Raw genomic sequence first — 14,771 nt, 5'->3', positions numbered from 1 at the left:
CGGTTAGAACCGTCCTTACCACTCACGAGGACCGAGGGCTCAGCGGTGCGGAACGGCCGCGGGAGTCCAGCCGCGGTAGTTGTTGAAGTAGTGCACGCTCGACGCGTGGCCGATCTTGCCGCCGATGCTGGAGGCGTAGATCCCGCCGGAGCCGTCCGCGATGCCGACGTGGCCCCACTGGCTGATGTTCCAGTAGACGAAGGAGCCCTTCGGCGGCGTCCCGGTCGTGTGCTTCGGGCTCGCGCCGTTCCAGTGCGCGTTGGCCGACGCCCAGACGCCGGTCGTCCCGTACGCGTTCTCGACGGCCTTCTCGCAGAGGCCCTGGTACGCGGTCGAGCCCATGTGGTTCTTGAACCACTGGACGGCGCCGGCGGGCGTGCCGTCGCCGGCGCCCTGGATGGCCAGGTCGCCGTCGGACAGGGTGGTGAACGTCCCCGCTGCCGGGTTGATGTCGGCGGCGGTGATGGTGGCACCCGGTTCAGGGGCCGCCCCGGCGGCCGGGGCCACGGCGAGGGCCGCGATGGCCAGCGCGGCGACGGACGCCGGCTTCGCCACCTTGGCGAGGATGCTGCGCATGATCAGTACCTCCTGTTGAGGAATCACCAACAGAAGGACGGTCCCGTGATCAAGTACAAATTTCGTACAACTCAACGTCGATAGTTGATAACTCAACGTGCTGGAATATGCCGGGGCAGGGGTGCGTTGACGCCACTGCCAGCACATCTGGCAAAATCATCCGCTGAAGTCCGGCACCGGTTCACCCCGCTCGGGGACCCGGGGCCAACGAGAGAGGACACCATGAAAAGCGGTATTCACCCCGAGTACGTCGTCACGCACGTGAACTGTGACTGTGGCAACGAATTCACCACGCGCAGCACCAAGACCTCCGGCAACCTCCACGTCGAGATCTGCTCGAACTGCCACCCGTTCTACACCGGCAAGCAGAAGCTCATGGACACCGGCGGCCGCGTCGCGCGCTTCGAGGCTCGCTACGGCAAGCGCAAGAAGGCCGAAGACGCCAAGTAGCTTGAACGACGGCGCCTACCCGCATGTCCGGGTGGGCGCCGTTTTTCATGGTTCTTTTTGCCCGGGTCGTTGAGAGGTGGAGTGGTGGATTCGAGTTCGCTGAAGGGTCTGCTCGAAGAGCACGCCCAGCTGGAAGAGCAGCTGGCCGACCCGTCCGTGCACGCCGACCAGGCGCGCGCCCGCAAGCTCGGTCGCCGGTACGCGGAGCTGAGCCCCGTCGTCAAGACGGTCCGTGAGCTCGACACCGCCCGCGACGACCTGGAGACGGCGAAGGAACTGGCATCGGAAGACGCCGCCTTCGCGGCCGAGGCCGAGGAGATCTCCGCCAAGATCCCCGTGCTCGAAGCCAAGCTCACCGAACTCCTCCTGCCGCGCGACCCGTACGACGGCTCCGACGTGGTCATGGAGATCAAATCGGGTGAAGGCGGCGAGGAGTCGGCGCTGTTCGCCGGCGACCTGCTGCGTATGTACCTGCGCTACGCCGAGCGTCACGGCTGGAAGGCCGAGGTGCTCGACTCGGTCGACTCGGACCTCGGCGGCTTCAAGGACGTCACCGTGTCCATCAAGAGCCGTTCGGCCGAGGCCGACGGCGTCTGGGCGCGGCTGAAGTTCGAGGGCGGGGTGCACCGCGTGCAGCGCGTGCCCGCCACCGAATCGCAGGGCCGCATCCACACCTCCGCCTCGGGCGTGCTGATCTACCCCGAACCCGAGGACGTCGAGGTCGAGATCGACCCGAACGACCTGCGGATCGACGTCTACCGTTCGTCCGGCCCCGGCGGCCAGAGCGTGAACACGACCGACTCGGCCGTGCGGATCACGCATCTCCCCACCGGCGTGGTCGTCTCGTGCCAGAACGAGAAGTCGCAGATCCAGAACCGCGCCCGTGCCCTGCAGGTGCTGCAGGCCCGCCTCCAGGCGATCGCCGAGGAGGAGGCAGCCGCGAAGGCGTCGGACGCCCGCCGTTCCCAGGTCCGCACCGTCGACCGTTCCGAGCGGGTCCGCACGTACAACTTCGCCGAGAACCGCATCGCCGACCACCGGGTGAACTACAAGGCGTACAACCTGGACCAGGTCCTCGACGGCGACCTCGACGGCGTGCTGGACGCGCTCATCACCGCGGACCGCGAGGAACGGCTCGCCGCCCACGCGGGCTGACGCGGCGCCTGGCCGCTAGCCCGGCTCGGTGTAGAACGGGTCGTCCTCCAGCGCGGTGTGGATCGCCCGGACGGACATGCTCACGTGCGAAAGCCTGTCGGTCACCTCGTTCGTGACCCGGCTGAGCGCCTCTTCGCCGCTTTCCCCGGCGAGAGCGGGAAAAGCCGAAAGCAGCACCGCTTCGCAAGGCCCCGCGTCCGTGCTGATCCGGACCAGCGACGCCGAAAGGTCGGTCGCGGGGCGGCCGCACAGGCCCACGGCCAGCCGCAGGTCGCCGGTGGGGACGTAGAGATGCACCCGTGAAATGACATCTGTTTCCACGCGCTGGGTGAAATCGTGCCTCGTGACGTACGCGGGCTCGCGGGGATCGGTTCCGCCGACGGACGCCATCAACGAATAAAGCGTGAATCCGTCCGCCGGGATGTCGTAGGCGTCGTAGCTTCCGTATTGGCCGGTCTCCGGCGTTCCGTGGATTTCGAAGAATTCCGCGTTCAGGCCGAAGTGGAAAAGCGCGGGCACCACGGCTCGATGCAGTGTTTCGGCGGGATCTTCGCCGTCGGCCGGAGGCGTGCGATAGCCGACGGAGACCAGGTATCCCGTCCAGCCGCCTTCCGGGTCCGCCCGGCAGATCTCCAGCTCGGTGGCCTCGAATTCGCCGATGAGACGTTCGCCCAGTGCGGCGGCCGTGGCGAAATCCTCGGTTTCGATATTCGCCGATATCCGCGTGACGACCGTCGTTTCCCGGAGATCCATGACTATTACTCGAGCCCTTCGGCGCGCTGAACCTTAAGCGGAGAGGGACGCGGTCTCCGGCTCGCGTTCCTCCGCCGCCGGCGGTTCTTCCTTGCGCCGCGGCAGGAAAGAGAGCGCGGCGAAGGCGGCGGCGAGCAGGGTCGGGTAGATCGTCAGCTGCTGGTGCTTGACGTTCTCGATGCCTTCCGCGAGGCCGGACACCAGGATCTGGCCCATCGCGAAGAGCAGGAACATGAGCACCACGATGCCGACGTCGCGGCGTCCGGTGCGGTTCCGGAAGGCGCGGAGCCCAGCCCACCCGATGAGCAGCCAGATCGGCAACAGGGCGAACAGCCCCAGCGGCGCGAGCCAGCCGGTGATGCCGGACAGCACCGGGATCCGGTACTCCTTGGCGAGCGGCGGCTGCCCGGCGTGCTCGCCGAAGCTACCGAGGTTCGGCACGCGCGCGGTCAACGTCTCCTGAGCGGACCGGTGCAGCATCTCGACCACGCGCACCGGGTGGTCCAGGTAGTACTGGGCGACGTTGCGGCGGCTGATCTTGTCGCGGTACTTGGCGTACTCGGGGTCGCGCCAGGCCGCGTTCGCGCTCCACCAGCCCGTTCCGACGTACTTCGCGAACTCGGGCGGGAGGCCCAGCGCGGCGAGGTCGGCGGTGGTGTCGTGTTTCCCGTCCACGATCCCGTTGAACACGACGTGGTACATGTTGGCTTCGCGGTACTCCGCGTTGGCCGAGTCACCCGCGCCCTGCACCAGCGCGGTACCGGTGCCGACGACGGCGAGCACGGCCAGCGGCAGCGCCCACCGGGCCAGACCGCGGCTGCCCGACGGCCGGACGAACAGCAGCGCGAGCGCGAACAGCGGGATCAGCAGCAGCGTCTGCGACTTCGCGTTGATCCCGATCATCGCGCCGAGCACGGTGACCGCGGCCCCGGTGTAGCGCCACGGCCCGGTGCGGTGCATGAGGAGGAGCCCGCCGGCGAGCAGGAGCATCCCGAGGAAGGCGGCGCCCTCGCTCAGCACGGAGGCGAAGTACCCGAAGAAGGCGGAGTCCGCCGCGACCAGCAGCAGCGCGGCCGTGGCGATGACGCTGTTCCGGACCGAAAGGCGCAGGCCCACGACGATCGAGGCGATCCCGCCCGCGACCAGCAGACAGCCCAGCACCCCCAGGACCAGCAGGTTCAGGATGGCGGACGAGCCGAGCAGCTGCCCGATCTCGCTGGCGATCTTGTCGATCCAGCTCTGGCTGGAGATGTACTCGCTGTTGCAGGCCGGGGCGGGGCCGTAGGAGAAACGGACGAAGTATTCCGAAGGCCGGTCGAGCTCGCGGGCGCCGAGCTGGCACAGGATGCGCCAGCCGTCGCCGTTGTCGGCCATGCCGATCGGCCGCGGCACCAGGAAACGGACGAGGAGCACCCCGAGCGCGGCGAAGAACACGCCCAAGGTCAGTCTGATTTCCCGGATCTTCACCCGCGTCACCTTAGAAGATTCCGCAGGGTGATCAGCTCGTACCCTCTCCAATACGCGCGGAGAGGAATTTCTGGATCACGCCGAGCCATTCGTCGCGGGCCTCGACGCCGATACCGTGCCCGGACTCGATCTCGACCAGTTCGGCGCCGGGGATCCCGGCCGCCAGTTCGCGGGAATGGGCGGGCGGGACGAGCCCGTCGAGCGTCGTGGCGACGACCAGCGTGGGGACCGAGATCCCGGCCAGTTCGGCCCTGGTGTCGACGCTCGCGACCAGATCCACCTGTTCGGGGCTGCCGTCCGGGATGAACCCGGTGAGTCCGTCGATGGCGGCTTCGAGCTCCTCGGGCGACAACGCGTTCAGGTGCTTTACGCCGGTGGCCGCGAAGGTGGCGAACTTGGCCACCAGCCTCCGGTCGCCGTCCAGCAGCTCGCGCCAGATGTCGAGGGCCAGCATGAGCCGGTTGTCCGGTTTCGTGAGCCCGGCGGTCAGGATGAGCCCGGTGACCCGATCGGGGTGCCGCGTCGCCGCGCGGACCGCGACACCGGTGCCGAGCGAATAGCCGAGGATCGTGAAGCGTTCGAGACCGGCGTCGACGGCGATGGAGACCAGTTCGTCCGCGACGGTGTCGAGGTCCAACGGCTCGCTGCTGCGCGGTGTGGCCCCGGAACCGGGGTAGTCGGGGCCGACGACGGTGTGGGTGCGGGCGAGGTCGTCGAGGATGTTCCCGAAGTTGCCCTCGACGCTGCCGCCGGCGCCGTGGGCGAGCAGCAGGCCGGGACCGGAACCGCGGACGACGTGCGCGAAATGATTCGTCATGGCGGCGACGTTAGGTATTGACATCGATGTGAAGGTCAAACTCGGATGACGGGGGTCACATGCTGATCGGCGAGCTGTCCCGGCGGACCGGCGTGAGCCAGCGGCTGTTGCGCTACTACGAGGAGCAGGGGCTGCTGGTGTCGCGGCGCGATTCCAACGGCTACCGCACCTTCGACGACGACGCGGTCATCACGGTGCGGCAGATCCGCGCGCTCCTCGCGGCCGGGCTGAGCACCCAGGTCATCGCGAAAATGCTGCCGTGCGCGAGCGGTGAGCTGCCGGAACTGGACATGTGCCCCACCGTCGTGGCAGAGATCCGGCGCGAACTGGCCGAAATGGACGACCGCATCGACACGCTCCGGCAGCGGCGCGGGACACTGGCCGGATATCTCACCGTCGACGCTTAGGAGAACCGTGGAAGCCCTGGCCAGATTCGGCTTCGAACTGGGTGTGCTCAAGCGGATCCGGCGGGCAGGCTGGTGGCAGGCGGGCGTCCGCGATCCCGAATCGGTGGCCGAGCACACCACGCGGGTCGCGCAGCTGGCCGGCCTCCTCGCGGCCGAGGGCGGCGCGGACCCGGCGCGGGCGGCGTACCTCGCGCTCTGGCACGACACGCAGGAGACGCGGACCGGCGATCTCCCGCACACGATCAAGGGATTCGTCGAGAAGCCGGATCCGCGGGCGATCACCGCCGCGCAGACGTCGGCCCTCCCCGGCGCAGCGCGTGACTCGGTGCGTGACGCCGTCGACGAGTACGAGTCCGCCGAAAGCCCCGAGGCGCTCTACGCGCGCGACGCGGACAAGCTCGAAATGTTGCTTCAGGCCGTCGAGTACCGCGACATCGGTGTACGGAACGTGGACGAATGGATCGCTTCGGCGACGAGGAGCCTCCAGACCGACCTCGCGCGGCGGGTGGCCGAAGCGGCACTGACGTTGTCATCGCTCTCGTGGCGGGTGCGCTGAAAGGAATCGATACCCTGAGCCCGCGTGTATCGACCCCGGCACGCGTGCCTCGTGTGTCAGGCTTGACTCTGTGAAGGAACACCAGTGAACCGGCAGCCGTTGCGCCTCGCCATCATGGAAGCGACCCGCATCCTCACCGAGGCCGGAGTGGCGTCACCGCGTTCGGACGCGGAACTGATCGCCGCCCACGTCCTCGGTGTCGAACGCGGCCGCCTGCCGATGGTGCCGCTGGTGGACCCGCCGGTCATCGACGCGATCGGCCAGCTCGTGAACCAGCGGGCCAAACGGATCCCGCTGCAGTACCTCACCGGCTGGGCCGCGCTCGGCGACATCACGGTCAACGTCGGCGCCGGGGTGTTCGTCCCGCGCCCGGAGACCGAACTGCTCCTGGAATGGGGCCTCAAGCTCCTGCACGGCCGCGAGTACCCGGTGGTGGTCGACCTGTGCACCGGCTCCGGCGCGCTGGCGCTGGCCGTGCAGCACGCGCGGCCGGACGCCGTCGTCTACGCCGTCGACATCGACGCGCAGGCGCTCGCGTGGGCCCGGCACAACGCCGACGTCCACGCCGACGCGGGGGACACGCCCATCCGGCTGTACTCCGGCGACGTGGCGGACAGCACGATGTTCGCCGAACTCGACGGGCTCGTCGACCTGGTGCTGTGCAACCCGCCGTACGTCCCGGAAGGCACGCCGGTGCCCGCCGAGGTCGCCGAGCACGACCCGCCGCGGGCGGTGTTCGCGGAGGAGAGCGGGCTGGCGGTGATCCGGCACGCGATCGCGGCCGCCGCGCGCCTGCTGCGGCCCACCGGCGGGATGGCGATCGAACACGACGACACGCACGGCTCCGCCGTCCCGGCGCTCGTGCGGGCGCGGCGGGTGCTCACGGACGTGCAGGGGCACCTCGACCTCGCCGGACGGCCGCGTTTCGTCACCGCCTTGCGCGTCTCCTGACCCCGCGTTTCGTCCTCTGAACGCGGTAGTTCGTGGTGCGAACCACCGCATTCGGAGGACGAAACGCGGTAGGGCGTTCGGCGGATAGTTAGCGAGACTCACGACTTCCGGCGGTGCCCAGGGCAAAGCCCGCCTCCTAACGTCGATCACGGCCGCCTCATCGGCGGTCCGACTGGGAGGTGTACCCCGATGCGATCGTCTCTCCGACGAGCCCCACTCAGCACACTCGCCGTCCTCGCCACCGTCGCGCTACTGCCGGGTCTGGTCGCCCAGCCCGCGTCCGCCGCGGCGCCGGTACGAGGCTGGCCCGCCGCGATCGACGGGTCGACCTGGGAGAACCAGGACCACATGACGTGGGACGACTACCGCAAACCGCCCGGCACCAACTGGGCCGACCCGGCGCTGAAGCCGACCAAGCGGATGTTCAAGGGCGCCGTGGTGCTCGCGGACTACCCGGATCAGGAATTCGCCGTCACGCAGCCCCCGCGTTCGACGGTGTTCGGCAATCCCGGCCCCGCCGCGAGCAACATCCCTCGCGCGGAGGTCGCGAAGTTCTACCAGGACTTCCTCAACAAGCCGCAGGCGCTCAACCAGGGCCACACGATCAACGAGTACTGGATGGAGGACTCCGGCGGCAGGCTGGGCGTCGAGCTGACCGCGTTCGGCCCGTACCGCCTGCCGGGCAAGTCCTTCGAATACGGCATGGAGTTCCAGCCCGACGCGTGCCCGCCGGGCGCGAACTGCAAACGTGACCTGCGCACCGACGCGGGCGCCGCCTGGCGGGCGGACGTCGGCGACGTCTCCAAGCAGTTCGACTTCGTCTTCTATCTGTCCGCCGGTCAGGACGAGAGCTCGACCTGGCAGGAATTCGGCGTGATGAAGTTCGGCGAAAAGGAGAACGTGCCCGACGAATTCGGGCCAGGGGTCGCCGGCATGCCGAACGCCGCGTCCACCCGCTACGTCCCGTGGACGTCGTGGAAATCCGCGGCGAGTATCTGGCCGAACGCGATCACCGGCTCCTCGACCCAGGCGGAAAGCTCGGGACAGGGCGTCTACGCGCACGAATTCAGCCACATTCTCGGTATCGGCGACAACTACAACAATCCCTTCGGCAATCCGCCGTCCCGTACCTACACCGGGCCGTGGGAAATGATGTCGCGCGGCAGCTTCAACGGCCCGGGCGGACCGCACACCCGCTGGCAGATCCCGGCGACGCAGGGCGGCTCGATGGGTTCGCACCACATGCTGCGCACCAAGATGAAGCTCGACATCATCGACCCCGAAGACGTCCTGAAACTCGACCGGAACTCCCTCGCCAAGACCGGCCCGGTTTCGGCCAGGATCACCGCGCGTTCGGTCCTGCCGGGACAGGGTGCCTACAGCGGCATCAACATCGCGCTCACCGGCGGGGACCTTTCGCCGAAATGCGACCGTTCGAAGGATCCGTTCTGCGACGGCGGCGGATACCACAATTACACCGTCGAGGTCGTCGACCGGATGGGCAGCGATTCCTTCGCCCCCGATTCCGGTGTCCTCATCGCGAAGACGAAGAACCAGGACAACGCGCCGTTCGAATGGATCGTCGACGCGAACCCGGCCGACATCGGCATGACCGACTACAAGAAACCGGACGGCACCCCGGTGCCGATCCCGATCGGCGACTACCGCCAGCTCAACGACGCCGCGTTCAAGGCGGGCACCGGATCCGCGAGCAAGTACGAGTACACCGACGAGGCGAACAGGCTGAAGTTCCTCGTCTCGGACATCGAGCGCGACCGCAAGGGCGTGCTGTCCTACGTCGTCACGGTGGCTTCGCTCGACGGCGCGGGCTCGCGGGCCAGGGGTGTTTCGCTGTGGCCGTCGGCCCCGGCGTTCGCCAAGCAGGGGCTCGCGAGCTGCTCGTTCCCGGTGCTCAACACGGGCGACGCGAAGGGCGCGGTGGCGCCGTACAACACCGACACCTATCGCCTGAGCGCGTCCACCGGCGCGAAGGGCTGGGAGGTGCGGCTGCCGAACGAGCTGTCCACCGTCCCGTTCGGCGGGCGGGCTTCGGCGACCGCGCACGCCAAACGGGCCGCGGGCGGTGACCACGTCGCGCACATCAAGCTGACCGCGACGTCGATCGCGGACCCGGCGAAGACGGCGACCGCGACCTGTACCGCGTTCGCCTTCTGACGGTCGTGGGTCTCGTGAGTGGCAAGGACGGTTAGAACCGTCCTTGCCACTCACGAGAGATCGGGCAGCGCTACGCTCACTGGCCATGAGCGCGGTGTACGACTGCAGCAAGCGTGAAACGCGGGCCGACGGGCTCGCCGCGGCGGCGAGCGCGGTGCGCTCCAGCCGCCTCGTCGTCCTCCCGACCGACACGGTCTACGGCATCGGCGCGGACGCCTTCGACGGCGGCGCCGTCCAGTCCCTCCTGCGGGCCAAGCACCGCGGCCCGGACATGCCGGTCGGCGTCCTGGTCGGCTCCTGGTCCACTGTGGACGGACTCGTGCTCGGCACGCCTCCGCAGGCCCGCGCGCTCATCGAGGCCTTCTGGCCAGGCGACCTCTCGATCATCCTGCCGCACGCGCCGAGCCTGCAGTGGGATCTGGGCCAGTCACGCGGAACGGTGATGCTGCGCATGCCGCTGCACCCGGTCGCGCTGGAACTGCTGCGTGACGTCGGCCCGATGGCGGTCTCGAGCGCCAACGTCTCCGGCCGCCCGCCCGCCACCACCGCGCAGGAAGCCGTCGACCAGCTCGGTGACAGTGTCGCGGTGTACCTCGACGGCGGCTCGTCCGGCGAGCCCGTCCCGTCCACCATGGTCGATCTCACCGGAGACGACCCGGTCATCCTGCGGGAGGGCGCGGTCAGCCGGGCCGCCGTCGCGGAAGTACTGGGCGTGCCCGCGGAGTCACTCGCCTGATTCACCGGGTGTCAGTACCGTTCGCCGCCGTATCCCCCTGGCGCGGTAGCGTGTTCGAGTGACTTGGACCTCGGCGGCGTAACGCACCATGCCTCCTACGCAAGGCCTCCCGATCCGGGAGTACATCCTCGTCGCCCTCACCGCGGCGGCCGTGACCTTCCTGCTCACCGGTGTCGTGCGCCGGGTCGCCATCCGGATCGGCGCGATCGCCAACCCGCGGGCCCGCGACGTCCACGTCACCCCGATCCCGCGTATGGGCGGGATCGGCATCTTCCTCGGTGTCGCCGCCGCGATGGGGCTCGCGCACCAGTTGCCCGCGCTGAGCCGCGGCTTCGACTTCTCCTTCGACTCGCTGGGCGTCCTGCTGGCCGCGGGCGTCATCTCGCTGATCGGCGCGCTCGACGACCGGTTCGAGCTGGACGCCTGGACGAAACTGGCGGGCCAGGTCATGTGCGCCGGGATCCTGGTGATCTTCGGTGTGCAGTGGGTGTCGTTCTGGGTGCCGTGGGGCGGCGGTGGCGAGTCCTTCGGGCAGGTCCTGGTGCTGGACAAGAACCAGGGCGCGCTGCTGACCGTCGTGCTGGTGGTCGTCATGGTCAACGCGATGAACTTCGTCGACGGTCTCGACGGGCTCGCCGGCGGCCTCGGTTTCATCGCCGCCGCGGCGACTTGTTCCTTCTCTCTCGGCCTGCTCGACTCCTCGGGCGGCGACGTCGGCGCGTACCCGCCCGCTCTCATCGCCGCCACGCTCGCCGGGGCCTGTCTCGGCTTCCTGCCGTACAACTTCCAGCCCGCGAAGATCTTCATGGGCGATTCGGGCTCGATGATGATCGGGCTCATGCTGGCGGGCGCGACGACGTCCGCGTCGGGCCGCGTGCCGTACCCCCAGTTCAGCGGTAAGGACGCGCTCGCGCTGCTCTCACCGCTGGTCGTGGTCGCCGCCGTGCTGTTCGTGCCGCTGCTCGACCTGATCATGGCGGTCGTCCGCCGCACGCGCCGCGGCGAGAGCCCGTTCGCGGCGGACAAGATGCACCTGCACCACCGCCTGCTGGAGATCGGTCACTCCCAGCGCCGCGCGGTACTGCTCATCTACTTGTGGGCGGGGCTGCTCGCGTTCGGCGCCGTTTCGGTGACGCTCTTCGACAGTGTCGCGGTTTTCTGGATTGTCGGATTCGGTTTCCTGCTGGCGACCCTGGTGTCGATCGTGCCGAGACTCCGGTCGAGGAACCGGACCGCCTGAACGGCGCGCATCGGCACGGGCCTACACTGGCGGGCTGAGACGACCAGGGAGTTTTCTGTGAGCGAGACCGAGAAGACCGTCGAGGCGGAGGAGAACCCCCACGCCAAGGTGGTTCTGCAGGCGGCCAACGCGATGATGAAGGCTTCCCTGAAGCTGGTTCCGCCCGCGGTGCTGATCTGCATCGTGGTCTTCACCATCCTCAATGGACTCCCGGGCCTGCTCGGCTCGGTGATCGGCGGCGTGCTCGCCATCGTGTCCGCGCTCGCGACGCTGGGCTTGATGCGGTTCAGCGCGGGGATGGACCCGATGTTCGTGATGGTGATCGCGCTCGGTGGTTACGTGCTCAAGGTCGTCGTCCTGTTCGCGGCGCTGAGCCTGCTGCGCGGAGTGACCTCGATTCACCCGATGGCGCTGGGCGTGACCATGATCGTCGCGATCCTCGTCGCCGCCGCGGTGGAGTTCGCGGCCTTCCGCAAGACCAAGATCCCGACGATCATCCCCGCTTCCCGCTGATTCCGGGACCTAGGTCCTGACCTGGGGCGGGACCAAGGTCCTCGGCTGATCGGGGGCAATGTAGTACGCCTGTACGGCCCGTCGGTACCCCCTGATATGGTCCGCGTATGGGCGGCGGCCTCGGCTGCCGGCTCCTGATGACGAACCCCGAACAGCAGTGTGGCGGCGGCGTTGAATCGTCCCTCATTACCCGCTGGTAGGCGTCTGTCTCCCGGGAGCGCTGCATCGAGAATCCTCGTGTGCGGAACGTGAAACCGTGTTCAGCACATCGTGGGGTGGCCGCCTCCGACGGCCCGATACGTGTCGGGTACGTTAAGTCCAGATCGTGACGATTCCCCCGGCGGAGTGAACGCCGGCCGGGAGAACCGGAAGGAGCCCAGTGGGCGCGCTGGTACTAGCCGAGGGTGCGGAGTTCGCGCCGCCTGGTGTCAAAGACTTCAACCTGCCGCCGTTGTTCGGTTCCGGCTATTGGTTGAGCTTCACCAAGCCGATGCTGCTGGTGGTCATCTCCCTGATCATCATCATCACCTACTTCATGGTGACGTCGCGCCGGCTGAAGGTCGTCCCCGGCAAGGGACAGTTCATCGCCGAGTCGATTTACAACTTCGGCCGCAACAACATCGCGCGTGAGCAGATCGGTTCGGCCGACTTCAAGCCGTTCATTCCGTTGATCCTGGGGTTGTTCAGCTTCATCCTGGTCAACAACCTCTTCGGGATCATCCCGTTCTTCCAGTTCCCGACGATGGCCCGATTCGGCTTCCCCGTCGCTCTCGCGTTCCTCGTTGTTTACCCGGTGTACCACTACGTCGGCATCAAGCGCCACGGCTTCGGTCACTACATGAAGAAGGAACTGGCGCCGCCCGGCATCCCCGGATTCGTTCTGCCGCTGTACTCCACCATCGAGTTCGCGCAGAAGTTCTTCATCGCACCGGCCACCCTGGCCATCCGAGTCTTCGCGGCGATGTTCGCCGGGCACCTCATCATCATGGTCTTCACGCTCGGCGGGAGCTTCCTGCTGACCGAAGGTGAAGGCATCGTGAAGGTCGCGTCGCCGGTGGCGTTCCTCTTCGCCATCGCGATGACGTTCCTGGAGGCATTCATCCAGGTCCTGCAGGCATACATTTTCGCACTGCTGTCCGCAGGGTACATCGGCGCCGCGCTGGCGTCGGAGCACTGAGAAACACCAAAAGCCCCCGATCCGCGTGAGTCGCGCGGACCGAGTTTGAAGGGAAACGCACGTGAGCAACATCGTTCTTGCGCAGGCTGCCGAGGCCGCTTCCAACATCAACCCGGGTCTCGCCGCCATCGGCTACGGCCTCGGCGCGATCGGCCCCGGTATCGGTGTGGGTCTGATCTTCGCCGCGGTCATCAACGGCACCGCCCGTCAGCCGGAGGCGCAGGGCAAGCTGCAGAGCATCGCCTTCTCGACCTTCGTGCTGACCGAGGTGCTGGCGCTGATCGGTATCGTCATCTACTTCCTCGCCTCCGTCGGCTGAGTTTTTCCTGGCTCATCTCGCTTAAGGAGACGTTGTGCTGAAGACCGAATTGGTGTTGGCCGCCGGAGACGCGCCCAACCCGATCGTGCCGCACGTTCCCGAGCTCATCCTCGGGTTCATCGCCTTCCTTCTGCTGCTGTTCGTTCTGAAGAAGTACGTCGTTCCCCGTTTCGAGGCGACCTACGAGGAGCGGACCAAGCTGATCGAGGGTGGCATCGAGCGGGCCGAAAAGGCTCAGGCCGAAGCCGAAGAAAACCTTGCGCAGTACAAGGCGCAGCTGGCGGAAGCCCGTTCCGAGGCCGCGAAGATCCGCGACGACGCCCGGCTCGAAGCCGAGCAGATCAAGGCGGAACTGCGGGCCGAGGCCGAAGCCGAGTCCCAGCGCATCGTCGCCCAGGGCCAGGCTCAGCTGCAGGCCCAGAAGGCGCAGATCATCGCCGAGCTGCGCGCCGAACTCGGCCGTAACTCCGTCGAGCTGGCCAGCCGCATCGTCGGCGAGTCGCTCGCGGACGACGCGCGCCGCCACGGCACCGTGGACCGGTTCCTGGCCGAATTGGAGACCGCGGGCGCCAACGGTGCCGGTCTCGGAGCGGGGAAGTAGACCAGAATGACGCTGCATGCTGCGAGCCGTGAAGCGCTCGACCTCGCCGAGAAGCGTCTCGGCGAGGTTCTGGCCGCCGCGGGTACTGACCCGGCGACGGTCGGCGACGAGCTGCTTTCGGTCGTCGCCCTGCTGGACCGGGAGATCGGCCTGCGCCGGGCCGTCGCCGACGGTTCGGCCTCGTCCGAAGCCCGGATCGGCCTCGCCCGCGGGATCCTCGCGGGCAAGGTTTCCGAACCGGCCCTGCAGGTGCTCGACTCCGTGGCGGGCAGCCGCTGGTCGAGCCCGCGCGAACTGACCGACGGGCTCGAGGCCCTCGGCCGCTCGGCGCTGCTCACCAGTGCGGAGAAGTCCGGGAACATCGACGCTGTCGAGGACCAGCTGTTCCGGGTCAGCCGTATCGTCGCGGGTGAGCCGGAGCTCGAACGGGCACTGTCCGACCTGACCGCCCCCGCGGAGGCGAAGCGGACCCTGGTCCGCACCTTGTTCGCCGACAAGGTGGACGTGGTCACCAAGACCCTCGTCGAGCAGGTCGTCCTGCGCGCCAAGGGCCGCGGGGTCGGCAACGCCCTCGAAGAGCTGGTCCAGCTGGCCGCGGAACGCCGTGAGCGCTCGGTCGCCCGGGTGACCAGCGCGAGCGCGCTGTCCGACGAACAGCAGGCTCGGCTGAGCGAGAAGCTCAACGCCCTTTACGGGCGGCAGCTCGCGCTGCACGTCGAGGTCGACCCGTCACTCGGCGGCGGACTCGTGGTCCGCGTCGGCGACGAGGTCATCGACGGCAGCACCGCGGGGCGGATCGACGCCCTGCGTCGCCGGTTGGCCGGCTGACCCACAACAACGACTTTGCACACTGGCACGAACGAAGCGAGAGCGGGAAC

At 68.1% G+C, this 14,771-nt stretch carries 17 protein-coding genes; 13 read left to right on the top strand and 4 right to left on the bottom strand.

Features of this window, described 5'->3' with window-relative positions; genetic code table 11:
• Window positions 1-39 precede the first annotated feature (39 nt).
• Window positions 40-576: a CHAP domain-containing protein gene (locus ACFWIW_RS39755; protein WP_378373208.1), complete on the bottom strand. Its 537-nt coding sequence runs from the start codon at window positions 574-576 to the stop codon at window positions 40-42.
• A 222-nt stretch (window positions 577-798) separates the two neighbouring features.
• Between ACFWIW_RS39755 and rpmE the strand changes: the two genes are divergently transcribed.
• Window positions 799-1,026 carry a 50S ribosomal protein L31 gene (rpmE, locus tag ACFWIW_RS39750; protein ID WP_007028345.1) on the top strand — a complete coding sequence of 76 codons (228 nt, stop codon included), beginning with the start codon at window positions 799-801 and terminating at the stop codon, window positions 1,024-1,026.
• A gap of 84 nt (window positions 1,027-1,110) precedes the next feature.
• Entirely contained in the window at window positions 1,111-2,181 is a 1,071-nt protein-coding gene (gene prfA, locus ACFWIW_RS39745; protein ID WP_378373207.1) for a peptide chain release factor 1, read from the top strand.
• Between the two features lie 15 nt (window positions 2,182-2,196).
• On the opposite strand, the gene ACFWIW_RS39740 is transcribed toward prfA, so the two are convergent.
• Genes ACFWIW_RS39740 through ACFWIW_RS39730 form a run of 3 tightly spaced genes read right to left on the bottom strand, consistent with a single transcriptional unit; the run spans window position 2,197 to window position 5,218 of the window.
• Window positions 2,197-2,934: a hypothetical protein gene (locus tag ACFWIW_RS39740; protein WP_378373206.1), complete on the bottom strand. Its 738-nt coding sequence runs from the start codon at window positions 2,932-2,934 to the stop codon at window positions 2,197-2,199.
• A 33-nt stretch (window positions 2,935-2,967) separates the two neighbouring features.
• Window positions 2,968-4,401 carry a hypothetical protein gene (locus ACFWIW_RS39735; RefSeq protein ID WP_378373205.1) on the bottom strand — a complete coding sequence of 478 codons (1,434 nt, stop codon included), beginning with the start codon at window positions 4,399-4,401 and terminating at the stop codon, window positions 2,968-2,970.
• Window positions 4,402-4,432: 31 nt separating this feature from the next.
• Window positions 4,433-5,218, bottom strand: a complete 786-nt coding sequence (locus ACFWIW_RS39730; RefSeq protein ID WP_378373204.1) for an alpha/beta fold hydrolase — start codon at window positions 5,216-5,218, stop codon at window positions 4,433-4,435.
• A 59-nt stretch (window positions 5,219-5,277) separates the two neighbouring features.
• Here ACFWIW_RS39730 and ACFWIW_RS39725 point away from each other — a divergent pair, with 59 nt between their 5' ends.
• The 11 genes from ACFWIW_RS39725 (at window position 5,278) to ACFWIW_RS39675 (ending at window position 14,721) form a co-directional block, all read left to right on the top strand.
• Window positions 5,278-5,625: a MerR family transcriptional regulator gene (locus tag ACFWIW_RS39725; RefSeq protein ID WP_378373203.1), complete on the top strand. Its 348-nt coding sequence runs from the start codon at window positions 5,278-5,280 to the stop codon at window positions 5,623-5,625.
• Window positions 5,626-5,632: 7 nt separating this feature from the next.
• Window positions 5,633-6,181, top strand: coding sequence for an HD family hydrolase (locus ACFWIW_RS39720; RefSeq protein ID WP_378373202.1), 549 nt, complete (start codon window positions 5,633-5,635; stop codon window positions 6,179-6,181).
• Between the two features lie 84 nt (window positions 6,182-6,265).
• Entirely contained in the window at window positions 6,266-7,132 is an 867-nt protein-coding gene (gene prmC, locus ACFWIW_RS39715) for a peptide chain release factor N(5)-glutamine methyltransferase (protein ID WP_378373201.1), read from the top strand.
• 189 nt (window positions 7,133-7,321) lie between these two features.
• Window positions 7,322-9,307 carry a M6 family metalloprotease domain-containing protein gene (locus tag ACFWIW_RS39710; protein WP_378373200.1) on the top strand — a complete coding sequence of 662 codons (1,986 nt, stop codon included), beginning with the start codon at window positions 7,322-7,324 and terminating at the stop codon, window positions 9,305-9,307.
• A gap of 85 nt (window positions 9,308-9,392) precedes the next feature.
• Window positions 9,393-10,043 (top strand): L-threonylcarbamoyladenylate synthase, encoded by a 651-nt coding sequence (locus ACFWIW_RS39705; RefSeq protein WP_378373199.1) that lies wholly within the window; start codon window positions 9,393-9,395, stop codon window positions 10,041-10,043.
• 88 nt (window positions 10,044-10,131) lie between these two features.
• Complete coding sequence (locus ACFWIW_RS39700; protein WP_378373198.1) at window positions 10,132-11,283, top strand: glycosyltransferase family 4 protein; 1,152 nt, start codon at window positions 10,132-10,134, stop codon at window positions 11,281-11,283.
• A 57-nt stretch (window positions 11,284-11,340) separates the two neighbouring features.
• Window positions 11,341-11,796 (top strand): hypothetical protein, encoded by a 456-nt coding sequence (locus ACFWIW_RS39695; protein WP_016336858.1) that lies wholly within the window; start codon window positions 11,341-11,343, stop codon window positions 11,794-11,796.
• Window positions 11,797-12,175: 379 nt separating this feature from the next.
• Complete coding sequence (gene atpB, locus ACFWIW_RS39690) at window positions 12,176-12,973, top strand: F0F1 ATP synthase subunit A (RefSeq protein WP_016336857.1); 798 nt, start codon at window positions 12,176-12,178, stop codon at window positions 12,971-12,973.
• A gap of 61 nt (window positions 12,974-13,034) precedes the next feature.
• Window positions 13,035-13,292, top strand: a complete 258-nt coding sequence (locus tag ACFWIW_RS39685) for an F-type H+-transporting ATPase subunit c (protein ID WP_016336856.1) — start codon at window positions 13,035-13,037, stop codon at window positions 13,290-13,292.
• 34 nt (window positions 13,293-13,326) lie between these two features.
• A complete protein-coding gene (locus ACFWIW_RS39680) occupies window positions 13,327-13,893 on the top strand; it encodes a F0F1 ATP synthase subunit B (protein WP_378373197.1) in 567 nt (188 codons plus the stop codon).
• Window positions 13,894-13,899: 6 nt separating this feature from the next.
• Window positions 13,900-14,721 carry a F0F1 ATP synthase subunit delta gene (locus ACFWIW_RS39675; RefSeq protein WP_340683751.1) on the top strand — a complete coding sequence of 274 codons (822 nt, stop codon included), beginning with the start codon at window positions 13,900-13,902 and terminating at the stop codon, window positions 14,719-14,721.
• The last annotated feature ends 50 nt before the right edge of the window (window positions 14,722-14,771 follow it).

This window comes from Amycolatopsis sp. NPDC058340 (assembly GCF_042723975.1).
Classification (GTDB): domain Bacteria; phylum Actinomycetota; class Actinomycetes; order Mycobacteriales; family Pseudonocardiaceae; genus Amycolatopsis.
This window is presented reverse-complemented; position numbering and strand designations above follow the sequence as displayed.

Coding starts and splice junctions, on each gene's coding strand:
- ACFWIW_RS39730 (WP_378373204.1), bottom strand. CDS start 5,218: ATGACGAATCATTTCGCGCACGTCGTCCGCGGTTCCGGTCCCGGCCTG.
- ACFWIW_RS39675 (WP_340683751.1), top strand. CDS start 13,900: ATGACGCTGCATGCTGCGAGCCGTGAAGCGCTCGACCTCGCCGAGAAG.
- ACFWIW_RS39710 (WP_378373200.1), top strand. CDS start 7,322: ATGCGATCGTCTCTCCGACGAGCCCCACTCAGCACACTCGCCGTCCTC.
- ACFWIW_RS39740 (WP_378373206.1), bottom strand. CDS start 2,934: ATGGATCTCCGGGAAACGACGGTCGTCACGCGGATATCGGCGAATATC.
- ACFWIW_RS39725 (WP_378373203.1), top strand. CDS start 5,278: ATGCTGATCGGCGAGCTGTCCCGGCGGACCGGCGTGAGCCAGCGGCTG.
- ACFWIW_RS39755 (WP_378373208.1), bottom strand. CDS start 576: ATGCGCAGCATCCTCGCCAAGGTGGCGAAGCCGGCGTCCGTCGCCGCG.
- ACFWIW_RS39700 (WP_378373198.1), top strand. CDS start 10,132: ATGCCTCCTACGCAAGGCCTCCCGATCCGGGAGTACATCCTCGTCGCC.
- ACFWIW_RS39705 (WP_378373199.1), top strand. CDS start 9,393: ATGAGCGCGGTGTACGACTGCAGCAAGCGTGAAACGCGGGCCGACGGG.
- rpmE (WP_007028345.1), top strand. CDS start 799: ATGAAAAGCGGTATTCACCCCGAGTACGTCGTCACGCACGTGAACTGT.